21 protein-coding genes and 2 tRNA genes are annotated in these 22,541 nt (G+C 59.8%); 13 read left to right on the top strand and 10 right to left on the bottom strand.

Annotated features, from left to right (window positions below):
- Positions 1-3: 3 nt before the first annotated feature.
- Positions 4-402, bottom strand: a complete 399-nt coding sequence (locus DIZ22_RS19650; RefSeq protein ID WP_004209723.1) for an acyl-CoA thioesterase — start codon at positions 400-402, stop codon at positions 4-6.
- On the bottom strand, positions 402-2,474 hold the full coding sequence (locus DIZ22_RS19645; protein ID WP_048936169.1) for a S9 family peptidase: 2,073 nt from the start codon (positions 2,472-2,474) through the stop codon (positions 402-404). The genes DIZ22_RS19650 and DIZ22_RS19645 overlap by 1 nt, the downstream gene beginning before the upstream one ends.
- Before the next feature lie 110 nt (positions 2,475-2,584).
- On the opposite strand from DIZ22_RS19645, the gene DIZ22_RS19640 reads away from it, so the two are divergent.
- Positions 2,585-4,366: an aminopeptidase P family protein gene (locus tag DIZ22_RS19640; protein WP_048936168.1), complete on the top strand. Its 1,782-nt coding sequence runs from the start codon at positions 2,585-2,587 to the stop codon at positions 4,364-4,366.
- A 6-nt stretch (positions 4,367-4,372) separates the two neighbouring features.
- On the opposite strand, the gene DIZ22_RS22010 is transcribed toward DIZ22_RS19640, so the two are convergent.
- Positions 4,373-4,513: a hypothetical protein gene (locus DIZ22_RS22010; RefSeq protein WP_164488839.1), complete on the bottom strand. Its 141-nt coding sequence runs from the start codon at positions 4,511-4,513 to the stop codon at positions 4,373-4,375.
- Between the two features lie 115 nt (positions 4,514-4,628).
- Between DIZ22_RS22010 and DIZ22_RS19635 the strand changes: the two genes are divergently transcribed.
- A tRNA-Thr gene (locus tag DIZ22_RS19635) sits at positions 4,629-4,703 on the top strand.
- Between the two features lie 22 nt (positions 4,704-4,725).
- Here DIZ22_RS19635 and DIZ22_RS19630 read toward each other — a convergent pair.
- Genes DIZ22_RS19630 through DIZ22_RS22005 form a run of 3 tightly spaced genes read right to left on the bottom strand, consistent with a single transcriptional unit; the run spans position 4,726 to position 7,294 of the window.
- Positions 4,726-4,950 (bottom strand): DUF1294 domain-containing protein, encoded by a 225-nt coding sequence (locus tag DIZ22_RS19630; protein WP_053094321.1) that lies wholly within the window; start codon positions 4,948-4,950, stop codon positions 4,726-4,728.
- Positions 4,951-5,005: 55 nt separating this feature from the next.
- Positions 5,006-7,024, bottom strand: a complete 2,019-nt coding sequence (locus DIZ22_RS19625) for a TonB-dependent receptor (protein ID WP_107917668.1) — start codon at positions 7,022-7,024, stop codon at positions 5,006-5,008.
- 36 nt (positions 7,025-7,060) lie between these two features.
- The gene (locus DIZ22_RS22005) at positions 7,061-7,294 is read right to left on the bottom strand and encodes a hypothetical protein (protein ID WP_137406055.1); all 234 of its coding nucleotides are present in this window, start codon (positions 7,292-7,294) and stop codon (positions 7,061-7,063) included.
- Between the two features lie 80 nt (positions 7,295-7,374).
- Here DIZ22_RS22005 and DIZ22_RS19620 point away from each other — a divergent pair.
- The 5 genes from DIZ22_RS19620 (at position 7,375) to DIZ22_RS19600 (ending at position 14,241) form a co-directional block, all read left to right on the top strand.
- Positions 7,375-7,449, top strand: a tRNA-Gly gene (locus tag DIZ22_RS19620).
- Positions 7,450-7,993: 544 nt separating this feature from the next.
- Complete coding sequence (locus tag DIZ22_RS19615; protein ID WP_072893448.1) at positions 7,994-8,431, top strand: sigma-70 family RNA polymerase sigma factor; 438 nt, start codon at positions 7,994-7,996, stop codon at positions 8,429-8,431.
- Positions 8,428-9,426, top strand: a complete 999-nt coding sequence (locus DIZ22_RS19610) for a FecR domain-containing protein (protein ID WP_122928672.1) — start codon at positions 8,428-8,430, stop codon at positions 9,424-9,426. The genes DIZ22_RS19615 and DIZ22_RS19610 overlap by 4 nt, the downstream gene beginning before the upstream one ends.
- A gap of 97 nt (positions 9,427-9,523) precedes the next feature.
- Positions 9,524-12,070 carry a TonB-dependent receptor gene (locus DIZ22_RS19605; RefSeq protein ID WP_240626784.1) on the top strand — a complete coding sequence of 849 codons (2,547 nt, stop codon included), beginning with the start codon at positions 9,524-9,526 and terminating at the stop codon, positions 12,068-12,070.
- A complete protein-coding gene (locus tag DIZ22_RS19600; protein WP_122928670.1) occupies positions 12,070-14,241 on the top strand; it encodes a prolyl oligopeptidase family serine peptidase in 2,172 nt (723 codons plus the stop codon). The genes DIZ22_RS19605 and DIZ22_RS19600 overlap by 1 nt, the downstream gene beginning before the upstream one ends.
- A gap of 8 nt (positions 14,242-14,249) precedes the next feature.
- Here the strand turns inward: DIZ22_RS19600 and DIZ22_RS19595 are convergent, their stop codons facing one another.
- The 3 genes from DIZ22_RS19595 to DIZ22_RS19585 all read right to left on the bottom strand — a co-directional run bounded on the left by DIZ22_RS19595 (position 14,250) and on the right by DIZ22_RS19585 (position 16,812).
- Complete coding sequence (locus DIZ22_RS19595) at positions 14,250-15,902, bottom strand: asparagine synthetase B family protein (RefSeq protein ID WP_240626783.1); 1,653 nt, start codon at positions 15,900-15,902, stop codon at positions 14,250-14,252.
- 68 nt (positions 15,903-15,970) lie between these two features.
- Positions 15,971-16,609, bottom strand: a complete 639-nt coding sequence (locus tag DIZ22_RS19590; RefSeq protein WP_122928665.1) for a lasso peptide biosynthesis B2 protein — start codon at positions 16,607-16,609, stop codon at positions 15,971-15,973.
- Positions 16,610-16,674: 65 nt separating this feature from the next.
- The gene (locus DIZ22_RS19585; RefSeq protein ID WP_004209709.1) at positions 16,675-16,812 is read right to left on the bottom strand and encodes a benenodin family lasso peptide; all 138 of its coding nucleotides are present in this window, start codon (positions 16,810-16,812) and stop codon (positions 16,675-16,677) included.
- Between the two features lie 845 nt (positions 16,813-17,657).
- Here DIZ22_RS19585 and DIZ22_RS19580 point away from each other — a divergent pair.
- The 6 genes from DIZ22_RS19580 to DIZ22_RS19555 all read left to right on the top strand — a co-directional run bounded on the left by DIZ22_RS19580 (position 17,658) and on the right by DIZ22_RS19555 (position 21,307).
- Complete coding sequence (locus DIZ22_RS19580; protein ID WP_004209708.1) at positions 17,658-17,864, top strand: cold shock domain-containing protein; 207 nt, start codon at positions 17,658-17,660, stop codon at positions 17,862-17,864.
- A gap of 148 nt (positions 17,865-18,012) precedes the next feature.
- A protein-coding gene (locus DIZ22_RS19575; RefSeq protein ID WP_107917615.1) for an IS3 family transposase occupies positions 18,013-19,163 on the top strand; the annotation gives its coding sequence in 2 pieces (ribosomal slippage) (positions 18,013-18,265 and positions 18,265-19,163; 1,152 coding nt in all).
- Between the two features lie 387 nt (positions 19,164-19,550).
- Positions 19,551-19,757, top strand: a complete 207-nt coding sequence (locus DIZ22_RS19570; protein ID WP_004209707.1) for a hypothetical protein — start codon at positions 19,551-19,553, stop codon at positions 19,755-19,757.
- Entirely contained in the window at positions 19,750-19,974 is a 225-nt protein-coding gene (locus tag DIZ22_RS22000) for a hypothetical protein (protein ID WP_206364611.1), read from the top strand. Before DIZ22_RS19570 ends, DIZ22_RS22000 begins: the two co-directional genes overlap by 8 nt.
- A gap of 705 nt (positions 19,975-20,679) precedes the next feature.
- Positions 20,680-20,889, top strand: a complete 210-nt coding sequence (locus DIZ22_RS19565) for a hypothetical protein (protein ID WP_072893433.1) — start codon at positions 20,680-20,682, stop codon at positions 20,887-20,889.
- A 241-nt stretch (positions 20,890-21,130) separates the two neighbouring features.
- Positions 21,131-21,307: a hypothetical protein gene (locus tag DIZ22_RS19555; RefSeq protein ID WP_206364610.1), complete on the top strand. Its 177-nt coding sequence runs from the start codon at positions 21,131-21,133 to the stop codon at positions 21,305-21,307.
- A 125-nt stretch (positions 21,308-21,432) separates the two neighbouring features.
- Here DIZ22_RS19555 and DIZ22_RS19550 read toward each other — a convergent pair whose 3' ends face one another.
- A complete protein-coding gene (locus DIZ22_RS19550) occupies positions 21,433-22,245 on the bottom strand; it encodes a spermidine synthase (protein ID WP_122928660.1) in 813 nt (270 codons plus the stop codon).
- Positions 22,246-22,541: the final 296 nt, after the last annotated feature.

Raw genomic sequence — 22,541 nt, 5'->3', positions numbered from 1 at the left:
GGCTCAGCCCTCGATGAAGTTTGCGGCGACTTCGGCCGGCACCCGCATCAATCGGCCGCTCTCCTTGTCGATCATCGCCCAGGTGGATTTGGCAGACACCTTCACCTTGCCGTCCGGCCCGGTGAACTCGATCAGCCGGTCGAACCGCGCGCCGCGCGGTCCTTCCGGAATCCAGGTGCGGCCCGACACGACATCGCCCTCGGTCACGTTACCGCGATAATCGACCTCATGCCGGGTCACGACCCAGATATAGGCGTCGACATGGGCCGGATCGGCATCGGTCATCCAATGTTCGACCGACAATTGCTCCATCCACTGCACCCACACCGCGTTGTTCACATGGCCCAGCACATCGATATGCTCGGGCCTTGCGGTGAATTGCTTGGTGAAGCTCGACGCCATCAGCCTTCCACTCCCAGCTGCCACAGGATGAACGCAAATTCCTCGGCGGTCTCGTGCAGGCTCTCGAACCGCCCGGACTTGCCACCATGTCCCGCGCCCATATTGGTCTTGAGCAGCAGGATATTGCTGTCGGTCTTGGTCGCGCGCAGCTTCGCGACCCATTTGGCCGGCTCCCAATAGGTAACGCGCGGGTCGTTCAGCCCGGCGGTAACCATCAGCGGCGGATAATGTTGCGCGCTGACATGGGTGTAGGGGTCATAGGACTGGATGGTGCGGAATGCGGCCTCATCCTCGATCGGATTGCCCCATTCGGGCCATTCGCCCGGCGTCAGTGGCAGCGTCTCGTCCAGCATGGTGTTGAGCACATCGACAAACGGCACATGCGCCACCACCGCGCCCCACAGGTCGGGATCGGAGTTGATGACCGCGCCCATCAGCTCGCCGCCGGCCGATCCGCCCGAAATGCTGATCCTGCCCTTGGCCGAATAGCCAAGATCGATCAGCCCCTTCGCGACATCGACGAAATCGGTGAAGGTGTTGGTGCGCTTGTCGAGCTTGCCATCCAGATACCATTGCTGGCCCATATCGTCGCCGCCGCGAATATGGGCGATGGCAAAGGCAAAGCCGCGATCGAGCAGCGACAGGCGGCTGGTCGAGAAACCCGGCTCCATCGCCAGACCATAGGCGCCATAGCCATAAAGGTGCAGCGGCGCGCTGCCGTCACGGGGGAAGTCGGCGGGATAGACGATCGACACCGGAATCTGCGTGCCGTCGCGCGCCGGGATCATCAGCCGCTCGGTGGCATAGCGGCTGGCGTCATAGCCCGAGGGAATTTCCTGGACCTTGAGTATCTCCAACTCACCCGTTGCCAGATGATAATCATAGATGGTGTCGGGCGTGACCATCGATTCATAGCCGATGCGCAGCTTCGTCACCTCATATTCGGGATTGTCGTCGAGACTCGCCGAATAGCTGGCTTCCGGGAACGGAATGCGCTTTGCCGCATGGGTCGCATAATCGCGCAGCTCGATCTGGTCGAGCCCGTCCTGCCGCCCTTCGGTGACGTAGAAGGTCTTGAATAGGGTGAAATCGGTCAGGTAGAAATGGGCGTCGGCGCCGATCACTTCCTCCCACTGGTCGGGCGCGTCGAGCGATGCCTTCACCAGCCGGAAATTGGGATGGGTGTCGTTGGTCTTGATATAGAGCGTGCCCTCATGCTCATCGACATCATATTCGCGGCCGGCCTTGCGCGCGGAGACGAGCAGCGGCGTCGCGGTCGGATTGTCGGCCGGGATCAGCCAGGCTTCGCTGGTGACATGGTCGCCGGTCGCGATGACGATCCATTTTTCCGATGAGGTGAGGCCGATCGAGACGCGGAAGCCCTCATCATCCTCATGGAACAGCTCGACATCGCTATCGACGCTCTGGCCCAGCCAGTGCAGCCGCGCATTGTCGGTCCGCCAATTTTCATTGGCGAGGCCGTAGAGCAGCCCCTTTGAATCGCTGGTCCACACCAGCGACGACAATGTGTCGGGAATGACTTCGGGCAGGATTTCACCCGAAAAGAGATCCTTGATCCGCGCCTCGAACCGTTCGGAGCCATTGGTGTCGATGGCATAGGCCAGATAGCGGCCGTCCGGGCTGACCGACATGGCGCCGAGACGAAAATAGTCATGGCCCTGCGCCAGCGCCGGTTCGTCCAGGATCAGCTGGTCGTCACCGCCTGCTGCGGGCTTGCGATACCATTTGCGATATTGCGCCCCGGTCTCGAAGGCGCGCCAGTAGATATAGTCGCCATCCTTTTGCGGAACCGACTGGTCATCTTCCTTGATGCGCCCCTTCATCTCGTGGAACAGCGTGTCGAGCAGGGGCTTGTGCGGCGCCATCGCGCCCTCGAACCAAGCGTTTTCGGCCTCCAGATAGGCCAGCACATCCTTGTCCTTGACGTCGGGATAGCCGGGGTCGCGCAGCCATGCGTAAGGATCGTCCACCGTGATGCCATGATGCGCGAAACTGTGCGGGCGACGTTCGGCGATCGGCGGGGACAGGGGCGGCTGCATTTGATCGGTCATTAACTATCCATGGTCCAGACGGGGGCTGCGCTGGAATAAGCGCGCCGGCCCCTCTATGTTGTCGGCATTATGGCCAACGCAAGAGGCCGGAATGATCCAAGGGAAGTTCGATGTCCAGTTATGAAGATCGCCTGAAGGCCCTGCGCGCCCAGCTGGTACGCCAGAAGCTCGATGGTTTCGTGGTCCCCCTGACCGACGAGCATATGAGCGAATATGTCGGCGCCTATGCCCAGCGGCTCGCCTGGCTGACCGGTTTTCAGGGTTCGGCCGGCAGCGCCGTGGTCCTGCCGGAGGAGGCCGCGATCTTCGTCGACGGTCGCTACACGCTGCAGGTGCGCGAGCAGGTGGACGGCGCCCATTGGCAATATGAAAGCGTGCCGCAGACCTCGATCGCCGCCTGGTTGAAGGATCATGCGATCGAAGGCGCGCGCATCGGCTATGATTCCTGGCTGCACACCCGCGCCTGGGTGAAGCAGGCCACCGAAGCGCTGGCCCACAAGGGCGCGGAGCTGGTTGCGGTCGACACCAATCCGGTCGATGCCGTCTGGCCCGATCGCCCGGCGCCCAGCGACGCCAAGCTGGTGGTCCATGAGGATCGCTATGCCGGCAAGAATGCAGCCGAGAAGCGCGCCGACATCGCCGACTGGCTGGTGTCGAAGAAGGCGGACGCCGCCGTCCTCTCCGCGCTCGATTCGATCGCCTGGGCCTTCAACATCCGCGGCAAGGATGTCGAGCGCACCCCGGTCGCGCTGGCCTATGCCATCGTCCATGCCGATGCGACCGCCGACCTCTATGTCGCGCCGGAAAAGATGGACGAGGCGGTCTCCAAGCATCTGGGCAACGCCGTGCGCATCCATGACCGCGCCGCCTTTGCCGATGCGCTTGCCGACCTCAAGGGCAAGACCGTCGTCGCCGATCCCGAGCGGGCCGTTGCCGCCATCTTCGAGGCGCTCGACGCCGGCGGCGCCCAGATACTCAGCCTGCGCGATCCGGCCGTGCTGCCCAAGGCGATCAAGAACGACACCGAGATTGCCGGCCACAAGGCCGCGCAGGAGCGCGATGGCGCCGCCTTGAGCCGTTTCCTCCACTGGATCGCGGTCGAAGCGCCCAAGGGCGGCCTGACCGAACTCTCCGCCTCGGACCGGCTGGAGGCATTCCGCAAGGATACCGGCCTGCTGGAGGATCTGTCCTTCGACACGATCAGCGGCGCCGGTCCCAATGGCGCGGTCGTCCATTATCGCGTCGAGGAAAAGACCAACCGGCCGATCGAGACCGGCAGCTTTTACCTGGTCGATTCGGGTGGCCAGTATCGCGACGGCACCACCGACGTCACCCGCACCATCGCCATCGGCAGCCCTAGCGAAGAGATGAAGCAGCGCTTCACCCTGGTGCTGAAGGGGCATATCGCGCTGGCCCGCGCCGTCTTCCCGGTCGGCACGCGCGGCGGCCAGCTCGACGTGCTGGCGCGCCAGTATCTCTGGGCGCAGGGTCTGGATTATGCCCATGGCACCGGCCACGGCGTTGGCAGCTTCCTGTCGGTGCATGAAGGGCCGCAACGGATCGCGACCTTCGGCGGCGGCGACGAGCCGCTGGTGGCGGGCATGATCCTCTCGAACGAGCCGGGCTATTACAAGACCGGCGAATATGGCATCCGGATCGAGAATCTGGTGCTGGTCGAGGAACGGGCGATCGCCGGCGGCGAAAAGCCGATGTTGGGTTTCGAAACCCTGACCTTCGCGCCGATCGACCGCAACGCCATCGCCACCGATCTGCTGGACGCGGGCGAGCGCGCCTGGGTCGACGCCTATCATGCGCAGGTGCTGGCCGTGGTCGGCCCGCAGCTCGACGGCGAAGCGCTGGCCTGGCTCCAGGCGGCCTGCGCGGCCCTGTAACGCGAATCAGTCTTTCGACGGTTCCGGCGCGGGGGTGGGTTCAGCCCCTTCCCGCGCCACATCGCGGCTCTGGGCCTTGCGCCGCCGCAGATTGTCGCGCAGCGCCTGCGCCAGCCTTGCTTTCTTTTCGTCCGGGGTCTCGCTCATGACGAAGCGCATAAGCAAAATGCATTATCTGCCGCAACCCGCCTTGACAGGAGGCAATGGGGCGGCCATAGGCGCGACCTCCGAAGCGCACGGCGCGACGGAGACGAAATAGAGTGCTGCCGTAGCTCAGTGGTAGAGCGCATCCTTGGTAAGGCTGAGGTCGCGAGTTCAATCCTCGCCGGCAGCACCATTTCTCCCCGACAAATGAAAAATCAGATCATCGCCCATCCGGCGAGGACCAGCCCCTGCGCCGCGGCGATCAGCCATAGCCACCGGGTGAAAGGCTGTTTGCGCGTCTTGTGACGAAAGAGGTGGCGCGCGGCAAATGCACCCGGCACCCCGCCTGCAAGCGCCCAGAGCAGCAAGGTCCGCTCGCGGATTCGCGCCATCCCCCGCACGGCCCGGCGCTTGTCGAACCCGAACAGCATGAAGGCCATCAGGTTCGCCAGCAGCAACCAGGCGAAGGCGAGGAACTGCGCGGCGGGAATCGGCTCAACCGCGCACGGTGACGCCGATCCAGAGCGTCCTGGGTGTGCCCAGGTCGATCGATCCGCCGGCATTGCGGGTGACGACATCCTCGTCGAACAGATTTTCCCCACGCGCGATCAGGCTGATGCCATGGCCGATCGGCAGTCGGGCGAGGGCGTCGAGCGTCAGCGCATCGGGCAGCACATCGCTCTGCAGGTCATCCTCATATTGCTTGGCCGTGTAGCGCAGCGTCACCGACAGCTCGGGCCCGGCCTTCGGTGCCCAGGCCAGCGTCGCACTGGCGGAATGGCGCGGCACCTGCGCCGGGGCGAAGCCGTCGAACGCCATGCCCGGCGCATCGACCTTGGAGCGGCTATAGGCATAGGAAGCGAGCAGCGAGAAATCGGCCGGCAGTTGCGCGCTGGCGGTCAGTTCCACGCCCTTGGCCACGATCGCGTTCACATTCTGCCGCTGGCGGGTGACACTGTCGATGGTGACATTGGCGATCGCATCGTCGAGCCGGTTGTAGAAGAGCGTGGCGGAGAGCTGCACGCCCGGCGCCGGGGTCAGGTCGATGCCCCCTTCCACGCCCTTGAGCTTCTCTGGCTTGAGTGCCGCATTGGCCTGGGTGGTGATCGGGAAGACGACGAAGGGTCGATACAGCTCGTTAAGCGTCGGCAAACGGAAGCCGCTATAGGCCGCCCCGCGCAGCGCTACCGCATCGCTGAGATGGTAGAGCGCGCCGGCCCGACCGGAAAACTCCCAGTCGGACCGATTGGCATAGCTGCTGTCCTGCGTCACCGCGCCCGCCGCATTGACCGCCTTGTAGAAGCCGTTGCGGATCGACCAGCGATCCGCCCGCACCCCGCCGGTCAGGACAAGATTGCCAATCGTCCAGTCATCCTCGGCAAAGATGCCGCTGGTGATCTGGTCGCCACCGGCATGGCGGCGCGCTGTCAGCGGGTTGCTGGCGAGGCCCGCATTATAGGCATCCTCAAACATGTCGCCGGTGGCAAAGCGGGTATCCACGCCGATGCGCAGCACATGATCCGCGCCCACCGGCGGGCGCAGCTCGATCTTGCCGCCGATCCCGGTCGATGGCGTGTTGCGCTGGTCGAGCGACTTGCGGAAGCTGGTGGAGGAGATGACGATGTTCGAGAAGTTGCGCGCCTGGAGATAGGCGAGCGCATCAACCTGCCAGCGCCCCCGGCTGATATAGCGGATGCTGGCATCCTGGCCCTGGCTCATGCTGTCGGCACCGGCAAAGCGCAGCGTGCGATTGTCCTGGAACAGGGTGCCGCGAAACTGGATTTCCGAGGTCGCATTGATCGGCGCGACGGCGCGCAAATTGGTCGACCAGCTGTCATAGGCGGCGGGCACGGTGGCGGCGACGCGCTGGTCCTTCGGCGTGGTCTGGAAACCGTCGCCCCGATCCCAGCGGCCGGACAGCGACACGTAACCGCTGCCCAGATCCGGCGCGATGCTGGCCGACAGCTCGGTCGCATCCCTGCTGCCGTAGAAGGCGCTGGCGCCGAAGTGCGGCATCTGGTCGCGGGTGGCGCTGGCCAGTTCGATCGTGCCGGCGACCGCGCCCGCGCCGAACGCGCCACTGCCCCCGCCGCGCGTCACCCGCACCAGTGCCAGCCGGTCGGGCACCAAAGCCGAGAAGGGGATATAGCCGAAGAAGGGATCAGCCACCGGCACGCCATCGAGCAGCACCAGGGTCCGGCTCGACGCATTGCCACCCAGCGCGCGCAGCGTGGCGCCCTGGTTCGAGGGATTGGAGGCGCGGCTGTCGGAGCGGCGGAACTGCTGGAAGCCCGCGACATCGGCCAGCACGCTTTCGATCCGCCCCGACGCCGCATCCTCAAGCCGATCCCGGTCGATTACCACCGACCCATAGGCCGGCGTCCCCGGCGGCAGGCTCAGCCCCGTGCCGGTCACCACGATCGACGCGGCCTCATCCGCCGTCACATCGGGCGCCTGGGCAGCGGCGACGCCGGGCAGCGCGCACAGCATCAACGGCAGCGGCAGGATTTTCATGAAGCGCGTCCCCTTGGTCCGATTTTGCATCGGGGACTAGGAAGTCGCGCCCGCCACTGTCAAGCCGCGACCACCGGCAGCGCTGCCATCACCAATATCGCGCAGATACATGCACACCATGGCCAAAGGCGGCATGATTCGACGATTCGCCATGGGCCGATCCGCAGCCGCGCTCGCCCCGGCGCCACCCGCCAATTTAATCACACTGCCAAAACCCCCGGAAAACGGGGGATTTTTTCCTTTTTCAAAAAGTTTTTCATTTTTCTGCAATTCAACCCTTGCCGACTTTGGAAACCACTGCTAGTTCGCCGCCACCCGCCGAGAGGGACACACTCTCCCGGCCGCCAAGAGCGGGCGTAGCTCAGGGGTAGAGCACAACCTTGCCAAGGTTGGGGTCGAGGGTTCGAATCCCTTCGCCCGCTCCAGAATTCTTCAATAAAATCAAAGAATTCTGGCCCGCCGGGGCCGATCGAAACCGCTTATTTTTCCTTCGAAAATCGCAAAGTAAGCGCATGGTAAGCATGTTTGGGGCTAGGTTCCGCTGTGCTTTTTCCATCACAGTTTACCAGCCTCTGATCGCACCGGCTGCCTTGCGCAATCGATTACATGCCGCCATCATCGTGACGTGAGGAAATCCGAAGAGTGCCTCGCAAGCATACCTGCCAAGCATAATTTACGTCGGTCCACGAAGGACGGGCGGCCGCCTAGAGATGACAGTGGCATGTCGAACCGCGGCATAGCGCAGGGGAAAGCAAACAGTCGGGCGGCTGCCCGATGGCAGTTGCTGTCGCCTGGATTTGACTTGTGCCCTCTCAATTCCCTTTCCCGTGCCATCGTCCGCCTAGGTCCGTATCCTCTGGATGCCACAATAGTCCCGCCGATGGGACGCCGGCATCCGACGCCGTTTCTCCGCCGGCCGAAAGCCTTGCGCAAACTTTCCAGACCGAGCGAGCCGGGCTTCTGCGTTATTTGGGCAAACGCGCCGGATGGGATGCCGCACCTGATCTTGTCCAAGAAGTCTTCGTGCGCGCCGCAAGCAGCGAGCAGGCGGGACGACTCATAAATCCTGCCGCGTTCGTCAGACGAATCGCCCGCAATTTGCTGATCGATCGAGCCCGAAAGATAGGACGTGATAATGTCGTCATCTTTCCGCTCGACGAGCAGCGAGATGTCGTCGCGCAGCCAGAGCAATGCCTCAATTTGGAGGCGTCCGATCTACTACGCCTCTACGAGAATGCCGTCGATACGCTTCCCGAAAAGACCCGCCGTGTATTCCTGATGCACCGGGTGGATGAAATGAGCTATCGCCAAATCCATGAGCGATTGGAAATCAGCGTCGCGACGGTGGAATATCACATGGTGAAGGCGCTCGCGCATATCAGCCGCCACGTGGACGCGGCGCGATGAGCGACCTGGATGGCGACGATGGCGTCGACCGCGATGCCATCGAAGAGCAAGCTATCGCCTGGTTCCTGAATCTGCGCGCTCGTGAACCGAGGGCGGATACCTCGGATCTCGACGCATGGCTGGATCAGTCTGCCGATCATCGACGGGCCTATGAGCGGGCTCGATATCATTTTGAGGCTTCAGAGATACTGAAGTCATCTGTCCTCCATGGCAAAAAGAAGCCGTTACATTCCCGCACATTTTTCCTCGGCCTGGGAATTGCAGCAGCACTTGCGCTGGCAATAGCTCTAGGCGCGACCTTCACGTCGAACCAGCATCTGCGGACCGCTATCAACGAGGAAGCTGCGCCGGCGCGCATGCGTGCGCCGCGGCATCAGATCCGCACCGTGGCGCTCGCCGACGGTTCCGATCTCACGCTCGACGCCGCCAGCCAGATCGAAGTTGCAATGACGAGCAGAGAACGTCGAATCCGGCTCCTCGAAGGGAAGGCTCGTATAGCCGTGAGCGCAGACCCTCGCCCCTTCATCGTCGAGGCTGGTTCAGGCGAACTTATGGCCAATGCCGCAAGCTTTGATGTGGATATGGCGGCCGATGGTCAAATCGAGGTTGCCGTGCTGTCGGGTGAGGTCGAATTACGAAGGTTGCTGCGCCCCGCGGTGTTGGAGAGGGTAGCCCCAAAGATGCAGGCCGGGCAAAGCTATGGCTATCTTGCAAGCGACTTCACACCAATTGCGGTCGGACAGGACGACACCGATCGGCGTGACTGGCCTAATGGCTGGACCGAATATCATTCCGCGCCCCTGTCGGAGGTGATTGCGGATGCCAATCGATATGCAAGGCAGCCGATCGAGCTCGATGAGCCACCCCTGGGCAATCTGCTGGTTTCGGGACGGTTCCATATTACGGATAGCGACCGCTTTGCCGAGAGGATCGCCTCTCTTTTCGGACTTGCTGCAGTGCACCGCCACGGCGCCATTCACCTGCGCAAGAGATAAAATATTTTGATCGACGACTAAGGTCGTACCATTTGCAGCGTCAATCCCCCCCCAGACGCGCCGATGTGGCGGGTCGGCAAACGCATTGGGGGGAACAATGTCCGTCACGAAGGTTCAAACGATTGCATTGCTCATGGCTGGCGCGGCAGGGGTTATTTCAATCCCAGCAACATGGGCCAAAGACGATCCGGCTATCGTCATCGACTTGCCTGCGCAGACGCTCGACCAATCTCTGCGCGCCGTTGCCTCGAGCGCTGGCTGGGAAATTTACATGTCTGCCAGCGATATCGAGGGCATTGCCGCTGCCCCGCTCAAAGGCAATCTGACCCCGAGTGAAGCTATTGGTCGGCTCCTCAAAACCACCGACCTCGAAGCTAAGATCGTGGATGGAGCCGTGATCATCCGCTCGAAGTCGATCAGCGATGAAAATTCGAGGGACATCATCACCGTCACCGGCAGCCGGATTACCGGGGCGCCGCCGTCGGCCCCCGTTCGCGTCATAACGGCCGAAGACATGCGCCGCGGCGGACAAGCGGACCTCGGTGAGGTCATCCGAAGTTCGCCGGTGAATTTTGGCGGAGGGCAGAATCCCGGTGTCGGCACCAGCCAGGGCAACAGCGACGTCAACGTCAACGGATCTTCGTCCCCCAACCTGCTTGGCTTGGGTCCAAATGCCACTTTGACGCTGTTGAATGGCAACCGCCTCAGCTACACCGGTCTTAATTCTGCCGTCGACATCAGCGCCATTCCCGCAACCGCAGTGGATCGTGTCGAAATCATCACGGACGGCGCTTCGGCGATTTACGGCGCCGATGCCGTAGCCGGCGTCGTCAATGTCATTCTGAAGCGCGACTATGAAGGCGTTAGCGCGCTGGCGAGAGTCGGGGGTTCGACCGATGGCGGCAATTTCCAGCAGCAATATAATCTGACGGGTGGCGCCAAGTGGGCCGGAGGCGGAATTCTCGCCGTTCTGGACCATTCGTCCAACTCCGACATTCCAGCATCGAGCCGTTCCTACGCAAAAAGCATGGCGACGGATTCATCGCTTTACCCCAGGCTCGGGCGCGATAGCGCGCTGATAAGCCTCTTCCAGGACATTGGCAGTCGGCTGAAGACCAATGTCGACCTCATGTACAAGGACGGAAGGCAAGATGTGATCGCCGGCTTCCTTGAGGGACAGCCGCACACCGCCAGCGGCGCGGCGGTCCGGGCAGACACCCGGTCCTGGCTTGTCGCCCCGTCGCTTACGGCCAGCCTTGGCGCATCCTGGAATGTGCATCTCCTGTCGTCGTTCGGTGCCGACAAATCCCAGACTCATTCGGACATCTTCGCGGGAGGCTCGGTCTATGGGGCAAGTTATCGGCAATATGATAATGATGCTCAGTCGATCGAATTGAACGCCGACGGCCCGCTTTTCAGCCTACCGGCCGGCGAGGTTCGCGTTGCATTGGGCGGCGGCTATCGCCGTACCGGCATCGAACTGACCACCACCACATTGGGCGTCACGAGCAACGCGTTCAAGCAGCACAGTGAAAACGGATTTGGTTTCGCCGAACTGCTGGTCCCGATCCTTTCGCCAGCACAGAATTCCCGGCTGGGGCGTGCGCTTCGGCTGACGGGGGCATTCCGCTACGAGGCGAACTCTGGCACGGATTCCGTCGCGCTTCCGAAATTGGGGATCGTCTATGAGCCATTTGATGGCTTGGCGATAAAGGGGAGTTGGGGCCGCTCATTCCGCCTCCCGACCCTGTATCAGCGATATGGAAGCTATTCCGCCGTCCTATATCAGACCGCCAGATATGCCACGGGCTTTCCAGCCGACTCGACAATGATAATCTTGGGGGGCGCGAACGCCGACCTGAAACCCGAGAAATCGGAAAGCTGGACCTTCTCGGCGGAATTCCGTCCAGTCGAACATCCCGAATTCACCGGCAGCATCAGCTTTTTCCATTTTGATTACACCGATCGTGTTGCAACGCCACTGACGTCTGCGATCGGCGTACTCAACAATCCGATCTATAACAGCCTCGTAACGCTCGCCCCGTCCACCTCCTTGCAACAGTCGCTGATCAGCGGTGCAGCGATCGGTCTGCAGAATGGCACGACCGGCACTTATGATCCCAGCCGGGTCGTCGCAATTCTGGATGGCCGTGACCGAAACATGGCACGCGAGATCTACAAAGGCATCAGCCTTTCCATGCGCTACCTGATCGGAGACCCGGATCGCGAGGCGCTCGATCTCAGCTTCGATGGCAATTGGATCGATAGCAGCAGGCAATTGTTCGACGGCCTGCCGACGGTCGATCTTTCCGGCACCATATTCAACCCGCCCAAGCTCAAGGGCCGAGTTGGTGCCAGCTATGTCACACCGCGGCTCACCCTCTCTGCATTCACCAATTTGAGTTCAAGCATTCTCGATAACCGGAGGCTGCCAGCTTACCGCCTGCGCGCGCTCGCGACCCTCGATCTTTCCGCCATAGCCAAGATGGGAGGCGGATTCGAATTGGGCGCCAATATGCAGAATGTCTTCAACGCCAAGCCCCCGTTGATCGTCACAGGCTCTGGTTATGACACGCCCTTCGATACGACCAATTACTCCCCGATTGGACGCTTTCTCTCCATCCAGATTCGCCGGTCGTGGTGATGTTGATGCGCGTGGGAACATGCCTGGCCATCTTGCTGACACTCGCGGCGGCACAGCCGATGGTGGGCCGTGCGGTCGCGGCTCAAGGCCACTTCTGGACCATGGACGACATATTGGCGATCCCTGCAGTGGCCGGCACCGCGCTGGCCGATGACGGACGAACGCTTGCCTACATCCTTCGGGTCGCAAACCGAAAGGAGAACCGCACGGAGTTCGAACTCCATGTGACCAACTTCCAGCCGGATGGAGACAGGATCCTTGCCCGTTCCATCTGGATGGAAAGGCTCCAGGCCGTTCCCGGCAAAATGGCCTGGAGCCTATTGATCGATCAGGGACAAGGCGTTCAGCTCTATCAGTTCGGGGCCGACGGCGCCATGCAAGCCCTTGTCGTCAATCCCGATCCAGTCCTGGTCGGGTCAGCCGATGGTGCACAATTCGGCTATGGCTTCACCGGGCCAGTACGCTTTGGCCTTGCCTATTATGACTGGTCACCCGACGGGCGTCGACTCTTCTACTCACTGCTGCGCGGTGAGGACGAAAAAGGAGAAATCCGGCATGATGAAGACGTCACGCGGCTGACCATCTATCGGCGACGAGGCCCGAGGGTCACGACACATTTCTTTATGAAGGAGGATGGTGGTCCGCCGCTCTGGATCGCTGACGTTGTCGGCCCCGACCGGGTTGGGCGCTATCTGGGCGGCATGCCGATCTGGCACGATGATGCGCTTGACTATGCACTTCAGGCAGACAACCTCAATGTGCCCCATATCCAGCGTTACCGCTGGCGGTTCGAGGATCGCAAAAGCCGCCCTCTTGACGAAGGGCCCGCGCTGTTCGCCGATCGCATCGCGGGACCTCATGACGGAACGGTCGCGATCGAGCGCGTCGCCCAGCAGCGTCGCTTGAGAGAGCGAACAATCGATGGCCGCTTGATCGACTATGGGGTGCTTGATGCCACATTGTCGGACCCTCGATCCCCTGGACATTGGCGATCTCCAGACGGGAGTGTGGCACTCATAGCAGTCCGCTTCACGAGCGCGGGCCGCTATGGCCTGATCCGCCTAGATACTGCTGGCAGAGTGGCGCGGATCGAGGTTCCTGAAAGCCTGACCCATTGCAGTTTTACGCCCAGACTGTCCGAAGGCGTGTGCGTGCGCGAAGGGGTAACGCGAGCGCCATCCTTCGTACGGGTCACCGTCGGCACGGGCAGGATCGAAGCGCTTCAGCCCCTGTCGCCGCGACATGATGCGATTACGCCGCTTCGCGTGGAGACCCGCATCCTGACAAACGCCTATGGATACCGCGCGCGAAATCTGATCATTTACCCCCGGACGTATAAATCCGGGCAACGCTATCCCGCTGTGCTCGTCACGCATGGTTCTGACGCCGACGAACGGTTCGGGTCGAAGGATATACAATGGGATTATCCGATCCAGCTCTTCGCTGAACGCGGATATATGGTCATACTGGCCAATGAGCCCGACGTCTCGCAAAGTGACGAGCTGGAAAAGGCTTCGGCAGATCGCAACATGTGCGGCGGGGCAACGCCGCCTGCGGAGATACAGCGTCTGGGTTGGCTCAATCAGATTGAGAGCTTCCGTGTAATATTGCATGCGCTTGACACCGCAGGCCTGATCGATCCCAGGCATGTCGGCATTGCAGGGTATAGTTACGGATCCCAGATCGCGAATGTCGCCGTCACCCAGGCTGATCTGTTTTCAGCTGCATCCAGCGGCGATGGGGGTTTCCTCGAACCAACCAGCTATCGCACGCACCAATGCGTCTACCGGGCAATCTATGGCGGGGCTCCCGGCGAGCCTGTTGCGCAGCCAAATTATGCCGCTTTGGCCCCTTCCTATCGAGCGCGCTTCGCTCAGGCGCCGGTGCTGCAGCAGATCGCCGAACCACATGAGTCCGCGATCGATTTCCATCAGGCATTGCGCGCTGCGCAGATCCCCTCGGAAATATCACTTTATCCCGGAGAGAGCTGGGCGTCGGACGAGACGCATTTTTTCCATCTGCCCTCAAATCAGGTGGGCGCCATGGCGGAGAATCTGGAGTGGTTTGATTATTGGCTACGGGATCTTCCACCCTCAACTGGACCGGATGGCGCGCGACGCGCGCGATGGGAGGCCATGCGGCTTGCGCGGCCCAAGTCAGGCGATCGATGATCGCCGAGCTAGCCGGCCCACTGGCGAGCCCAGCTTTCCACCCCGGCAAGACCGAGCAGGCGGCGGGCATCCGCTCGGTCATAGTCCGGTCTGCCTGACGGCGCATCCGGCGGGGGCACAGCGCATATGAGGTCATGCTCAGCGAGGAAGCCGGACTTGAGGAAGGACAATATCTTGCGCTCATTGTCCCAATAATATCGGTCGAGAAAGCCCGCCGGCCCGCCTTTGGTCCGGCGGGCGGTAATGGCAGGCGGCAGATCGGACGCAAAGGCGCGGCGCGCCATGGAGCGATCGATCCCGCCTTCCACCCATTGCCAGCTGGGTATGCCCAGGCAGACCTCCATGACCGACTGGGCCAGTAACGGCGCTATTGTCGGTGGCTGGACGTGCCGGTCATGAAAGCCTTCATAGCCTACAGCTCGGGATAATGCGCGAATGTGCGCGGCTGCGCCGGGTGCGAGGCCCTCGGGCGGTGTCAGCCAAGGATGGATAGCGATCCTCTCCTTCGCCGCATTCAATCTTTCGATGTTGAGAAAGCCAGGAGTGCCTTGCGCTGCTTTGCGCGGACCACGTGCGAGATGCCGCAAGATATGAAGCAGAATGGTGGCATAGGAAGCGTCGTGCAATCTCGAAACATCCTGCATCGAGGCGATAACAGCCTTGGCGCCCGCTGCGTCCAGATAGCGATCGAGGATCGGCACAATCGAATGTGTCATTCCAAAGACATTATCCCCGCCATGGCCCGTGAAGAACGCCGCAATATTATGTTGTGCTGCAACCATGGCCTGGGCCTTGGCAGTGCTTTGGGCATAATGGGCCATCAGCGGACGCGCAGCATGTGCGACAATGGGCTGCTCAACATCGATGGCATCCAGGTCATAAGGAAAGATGTCGAGCGGCATGTCGAGCGCTTGAGCAACAAGCTGCGCATAGGACGTCTCATCACCCTCGCGGTCGGTCCATCTCATGTGGAAGCCCCGAGGCAAAGAAGTCGCCCCAGCGAGTCCTGCGCAGACGATCGAAGAATCCAGTCCACCCGACAGGCCCGACGAGATCGAGGCGAACTCACCAGCCCAAGTTTTGATCGCGTCAAGAACGGTGGCGCGCAGATGTTCGATCGAGGCAGGGCCAAGGCGCGCACGACCGGCTATATAGTCCCAAGGTTGCCAGAGAAGGTCCGAGCGCTGCTTTGACGGCCCGATGTGTAGCCGCCCGCCCGGCACAATTTCCCGCACTCCGCAGAGGCATGTTTGTTCGCCAGCGTGGAACGGATGCCACATGTGGACAAGCAGCGCGTCCAGGTCGACAGATATTCCATCTGATGCCGCGAAGGGAGATGTGCCTACCTGAGGCGCAATTACGATGCCCTCGTCAATCTCTCTCCAAAAAGCCGGCAGACCACCGGAGGGATCGCGGATTATGACGATGTCGCCGCCAGCAATCTGGAAGATGGCGACATAACTACCCCAATAATCGCGTATCAGACTTTGCCCATGGGTTATGATGGCCGCATTGGTCTCGGCCGCGTTGAGCTCTTTGATCCGCCGACTGGGTAGTGCCTTCGTAAAGAGATGCCCGATTATCGCGCCCTGCGTGCCGATCATCACGACAGGGTCGGACGTCCAAAGATTGATAGGCACCGCGAGCGGCACCTTTGACATCTGGTCTGTCGCTGCACCTTCAGATCCGGCAGTCGCGCAGCGGACATAAGCCAGATAGCGCGACGCACTCATCTCGCCAGGATGGGTTCGAAAGCAGCGATCCGATCGACTCTGTCGGCCATCAGCCTGTCTTCGCACTGAACCCAACAATGCGCCGCGATCGGCAACTGTACGCCAATCACCAGGGTCGCCTGGTGTCCGAAGCGTCGCAACATCCGCGAAATCGCGATGCTGCGCGCAAGGCAGTGATTATCGAGCGGCAGAAACTGCCGCACGAGCTGAAATGCAGCGGCGACCATGGCTTCGCTGAAGATTGGCAGTGTCAACCGCGGCTTTCCTGCCCCCTCCTCGACGCGATCCAAGATGGTCCGCAGCACGTCGCGACGGACCTGAATCACAGCAATGGACAATGCAACAAGTGCCACTGGTGCCAAGAGCCAACCATGCCTGAACTTGATCAGATCCAGATGACTGGATGTCGGAGCTACGGGTGCCGCTGCGCATTCTGCGTCCCTCGTGGCTGGATCGAGCAGTCCTGCTCGGACCAGGGCCGCAATGTCCTCAGCGCCTGGCTTCATTGCGAGGAGGGCGGTCAGATGGTCTCTGGTTGGTCCGCGGACAAGCTGATATCGCCCGCTCGCAATATTGAGAATTACGGGCGTCTGTCCGATCAGGCAGGCATGTAAATCTCGTCCTATCTGTCGCATTGCCGTTTCCTTCCGCAAATCAAAAGGGCGCGCCGCTTTGAATGAGCGGCGCGCCCTTTCGACCTTCAGTCTTCGTCGGAAATGCCGGACGCCTTGTACAGCGTGCCGTTGCCATCATCCTGGCCGATCAGCAGTACGCCGCGGGTGAGTTCGACTGCATCTCCCAGATCGACGATATCCTGCGAATGTGCGTCACGTTCCATGGTCATTCTCCTTCAAGTCAGCGACTCCAGGTCGCAATTCGAAAGATTTCACAGGAACCATTCACCATCCATTTTATAATTACATTATAATCGATGAACAATTATCCCGAGGTCACGGGAGGAGGGCTAATAGTGACCGAGCAGTGAGGGCGTGCGTTGGGCACACGCACTGACCCCTTTAGCCTTTCAGCCTGGACATGCGGGCCAGTCACCCGGTCACCATCCACAATTGACTTTGTGGAAGAAGGAGACTGTTGCGACATATCTTGTTGCACAAGATAAATTGCCCCCACTTTGATACCTATCTGGCCCTTCGGCCAGTGATTGCATATTTGTCTGAGGTCTCGATCAAAGCGGCAGACCTGCATTCTCCTCGCAACCCAAGGGGATTATCCCTTCGCTGCCATGCACCCATTCCGACGCTCGTCGACTGCTCTGCCGTGTCGTCAAACGGACATGCGAAATTGCAGCAAATCTTCGATAAAGTCCCATATTGGCCATGCTCAAGAATGAGAGCGGCAACAGATTCAGTGGGGAATGCGGTTTCTTCAGAACCATTTTGGAGACACATCCATGGTGCCTGAAATATAATTAGAAACGTCCGTAGCGATAATTATAATAATCATTATTGCTCGATAGCAATGAAATTTATATCGGAAATTCCTGATTTCAAACAATATTAAATTGTTGGTTTGACATTTCCCAAATATAATGTATTTTCAATAGTGCTTAACGTCGCCTGCGACGAAATTTGCATCCTATTTGGGTGTCGTTTCCTTACTTGCGCTATCAGCTTCACCTGCAATTCCGCGGGTGGATTCTCTGTTTTCGTGAAGGGAACGCCCATGCCTATCGGCACCGTAAAATTCTTTAATTCTGACAAGGGGTACGGCTTCCTCGCCCCCGAGGACGGCGGTCCGGACAGTTTTGTCCATATTTCCGCCGTCGAGCGTGCGGGAATGATAACGCTCCATAAGGATCAGCGCCTGAGCTACGAAGTCGAAGCAGATCGACGGGGCAAGCAGTCGGCGGTGAACCTGGAAGCCGCGTAAATTACGAAGTCGAGTTTCTATTTTACACTGCCAGCGCGGCATTGCGTCGCGCTGGCTTGCCGTCTTGTCTTTGCTTAAACATCGTGACGTGTTCCCCTGAAATGTGACCGATTTTGAGTAGAGTCCGACGTAAAGGAGTCGGACGAAGATGAAGCGCAGCAGGTTCAGCGAAGAGCAGATCATCGCGATCTTGAAGGAGCAGGAGGCTGGGATGGCGACGGCGGATGTTTGCCGCCGCCACGGAATCAGCTCGGCGACGTTCTACAAATGGAAGTCGAAGTATGGCGGTCTGGAGGTGTCCGAGGCCCGGCGTCTGCGCACGCTGGAGGAAGAGAACAGCCGGCTGAAGAAGCTGCTGGCCGAGGCAATGCTCGACAACGTGGTGCTGAAGGATCTGGCATCAAAAAAATGGTGACGCCCGGCGCTAAGCGGGATGCCGTCGCCCATGCCCGTGAGCATCACGGGCTGAGCGAGCGTCGGGCGTGCAACCTGGTCGGCGTGAGCCGGCGGGTGATCCGGTATCGATCGTCGCGTCCGGACGATGGTCCGCTGCGACAGCGTCTGCGCGAGTTGGCGGCCGAGCGTCGCCGCTTCGGCTATCGGCGTCTCGGGTATCTTCTGGCTCGCGAGGGCATGACGCCCAACCACAAGAAGCTGCTGCGGGTCTATCGCGAGGAGAACCTGCGGGTCCGTCGCCGTGGTGGCCGCAAGCGCGCCCTGGGCACGCGGGCGCCGATGGTGCTGCCGGACGGGCCGAACCAGCGTTGGTCGCTCGACTTCGTCTCCGACACCCTGACGTGCAGCCGGCGGTTCCGCATCCTGTGCGTGGTCGACGACTACACGCGGGAATGCCTGGCGCTGGTGGCCGACACGTCGCTGTCGGGTGTGCGGGTCGCGCGGGAGCTGACGCGGCTGATTGGGATGCGCGGCAAGCCGCATACGGTGGTCAGCGACAACGGCACCGAGCTGACCTCGTCGGCCATCCTGCGCTGGTCGCAGGAACGGCGGGTCGAGTGGCATTACATCGCACCCGGCAAGCCGATGCAAAACGGCTTCGTCGAGAGCTTCAACGGGCGTCTGCGCGACGAATGCCTCAACGAGACCCTGTTCACGTCGCTGCCGCATGCTCGCTTCGTGCTCGATGCCTGGCGGCACGATTACAACTACGTCAGGCCACACTCGAAACTGGGCGGGAGAACCCCCGCCGAGAAAGCCGGCCAACCTGTCCGGGGGCATGCCCCCGGACAGGTTGCCATCACCTCAACCAACCATCATGAAGGAGCCGGACTCTACCTCTGACTGGTGACAATCAGGGGAGCATGTCAATCGGATAGCGGTTAAGTACCACATAATTGCCCGAAATATGGGCAATTGCCCCCGGCCAAGCGACAGCGGCCTAATGCTCCGGCTTTTTTCTTTTGCGTTATGTGCCGGCAAAAGACGTCGTTGAGCGAGACTTTTTCATTACATCACACGCCGATATGCGTGTTCTAGGAATATCATGAATCACAATATCCGTTCGAATATGGCTCATGCCAAATTAGTGCTAGCGACCGGCAAAACGCCGCGTTCATTTTACCAAAACGTCCCTTTGGGCACTCTGCCCGTGCGAGAATTGCGCAGGGCTGTCGCTGAAATGATCGATTGACGTCCGTCGCAACGACATCCAACTCGCAGGAGATCGACATGCCCGCCACGATCGACTTCTACCTGGCCCGCGTCGCACAATGTGACAAAGAGGCGCAGGAAACCAATCTGGCGAATGTGAAAGAGCGCTGCCTGCGGTCAAAAGCTGCATGGCAGATCATGTCTGATCGCGCTTTGCTGGTCCAGATCGACCGCAAAAGACAAGCGCTCGACAAGATGCGAAAAAAGGATGAGCATCTTGATTAAGCGGGCTGGAAGGCGGTTCGACGGTCCATATTTATCTTCGGATCAGATCGAGCGCCAAGGGCATATTCTTGAACTTGCCATAGCCCGATTAGGCTCTCAGGGCGCCATCGCATTTCTGAACGGCGAAGAGTCCAGCCTCGGCGGCCGACCACTAGATATCGCGGTAAAAAGCTCTTCGGGGCTTGAGGCGGTAAAGCGATTTCTCGAAAAACTCTGATAGATATTGTCAGATTTATCATTGATGTCTTTGCGCTTAAGCATCCGCGCATCGTTGCCCGATAGCCAAGGGCTGGGTCACGAACAGCGCAAGGTCGCGCTGATGAATATGCGGAACCCCGACCATAAGCCAACAAGCTTGGGATGCAGTCCAGCACCGTCATCTCCACTGTCAGGGCGATGGGTATGAAGGCAGTTCCATTCGGCCGGCGGCAAAACAGGCGTGGATGGGCAGGGAAGGCAGCCCGCCAGGCAATCCATGGTCATGGGCGGGTACTGCATTCGCTGTCAGCGGTTAGGGAGCGAGCACATTTTCTGACCACCAATTGTGCCGAATTCTCAAACAGGGAGGAGGAGCGGCATATTGAATGGCTCTAACGATTTAATGATCGGTGAATGATAATTCATAAATCATCTTATGTTATATAATTCTCACCGAAGAAATCATGTTGCAATGTCGCTTTTTTGACAAAATATCTTTTGGATTTTTACCAATTTCATTCCGAGTATCATGAATTATATTCCATGAGATATCATTGTCATATCGACACAATAATTACAAAGATTTTGCGTTTGATTTCGGATTTAGCCATAGACTTTAATAATATTATTTGATAAACACAATCATTGCGCGAAATTTGCTGCAAGCATTCGCCGTGACAGAGAGACCAACGTGCTCCCGCTTGCCAGCTGAGGGAGCCCATCCGTGGAAGATCTAAATTATTTACTCAAGCGCGAGCAGGAAGAGTTGCTGCGTGCCCAAAGCGCGCATTGCCGCGCAGCCTCCCATGCGCATCAGCGTTTGGCCAACCGTTATGCGCAGCGCATTCGAGAGCATGTGCACCCCTATCGATCGGAGCGTCCCGATGGTTCAGCCCCTTTCGCTTTGAATGACCAGCGGGATGGTCGGATATGAGCAGGGCCATAAACATCATGGAGTCAGCCGACGCCGTGCGGCTGGTCTGCCAAAAAAACGGCTTCAGGATTTCGGTTCTCGAAGTGCTCGACTCTGGCGGCGTGCGGATCGTTCTCCTTGACCCACGGGATGCCGATGCACTTCGCGTTTTGATGAAGGGTAAGCTGATTGAAGGTTCTGTCACACGCTCCCGATCGCATGTGGCCCGCCACCATCCGCCGTCAGCACGATGAATATGGCCATGGGTCGGTTCGACTATCTTAACCGCCGGAGATTGGCCGAGTTGAAGCATGCTGAGCTTGCGGAGAATCCTGCGATCAGAGCAAGGCACGAGGATTTGGCTCGTGCCTATGCGAAGATCATTTCCGTGTTGCAACGCGAAGAGGCTTCATCGCCTCTACAGCAGTGGCAATTCTGAACTAACCCGGCCAAGTGCCATCACGACAAATCAAATGGGATTCTCCGGTTTACTGACCTGAGAACGACGATGCCTGCCAAGCCCGGTCGCGCGCTGTAGCGAATGGAAGCCTGGCAGGCTTGGTCTCATGCTTGCAAGGCTGGTACGGACTGGCAGGCCCCGGCCTTGGCTGCGAACCAGATATTGTGCCAGCGTTCGGCGCTGCCGCTAAAGGCTGGCAGCAAAATCTCATCCAGACAGAATCCGGCCTGCTCCAGCCTTTCGGCAAATGCGTCATCGCTGTAGGCTGACCATATCGACAGTAGGCCGCCCGGTTTCAGTGCCGCATAGGCCATTTCCAAGCCGTCGGTCGAATAAAGCCTGTCGTTGCTTTTCCTGATGAAACCGTCTGGACCATTATCGACGTCGAGCAGAATGGCATCGAAGCGATCCTTCTCATGGGTAATGACATCAAACACGTCGGCCAATTGAATTCTGACTCGCGGATCTGTCAGATTGGTACCGAACAAGTGCATTAAAGGTCCGTTCGCCCAGCTTATGATTTTGGGCACGAGCTCGGCAACCGTGATGGTCGCGCTTTGTGACCAGGCGTCGAGCGCAGCCCCGAGCGTGAAGCCCATGCCGAGGCCGCCAATCAAAATATCGACATCGCGCTGAGCAAGACGCTCTTGGGTCAGCCTTGCGAGAGCCTTTTCGGATTCATGATCCCGGCTGCCCATCAACTCATCATCGCCAAACTGGATCGAGAACTCTGTCCCACACTGGAGGAGGTGAAGCTGGCCACCGCCGGGAATATCGGCAATATCGACCGTAATTATCGGGAGGCTTTTGTCCGATCCTGCCCCGTTTTCCTGTACTCCTTTCCTTTCTGGGGATGCGCCTCTGCCATTGCAGGCAGGGGGCGACGACCGCGCAATGCGCGTTCCGCTATAGTTCATGGAATTCCTGTCGCGTTCTGGATCAAGCGCGCCGTAAACCGAAGTGGCGTCGATTACGCGGTGACACGGAACCATGCCTGCCTTTTGGAGGCATGGCAAGGAAGGCTATACCGCACGGTGTAGCCTTGGAGACTGCGATTTGGCGGGGAATAGCCAATGCGTCTCGACCAACAATATAGGGGCACCACGATTAGTCGCTGAAATATAAAATGAATTTCGGAACTTAATCCATATCAATCCGCTTACAGCCTATCGGTGACATGTTCGGCGCATCATCGACTGAGAGACATTGTGCT

The organism is Sphingobium sp. LF-16 (assembly GCF_003711185.1).
Classification (GTDB): domain Bacteria; phylum Pseudomonadota; class Alphaproteobacteria; order Sphingomonadales; family Sphingomonadaceae; genus Sphingobium; species Sphingobium yanoikuyae_A.
Note: the sequence above shows the minus strand (reverse complement) of the source record. Positions and strands in the feature narration are given on the sequence as shown.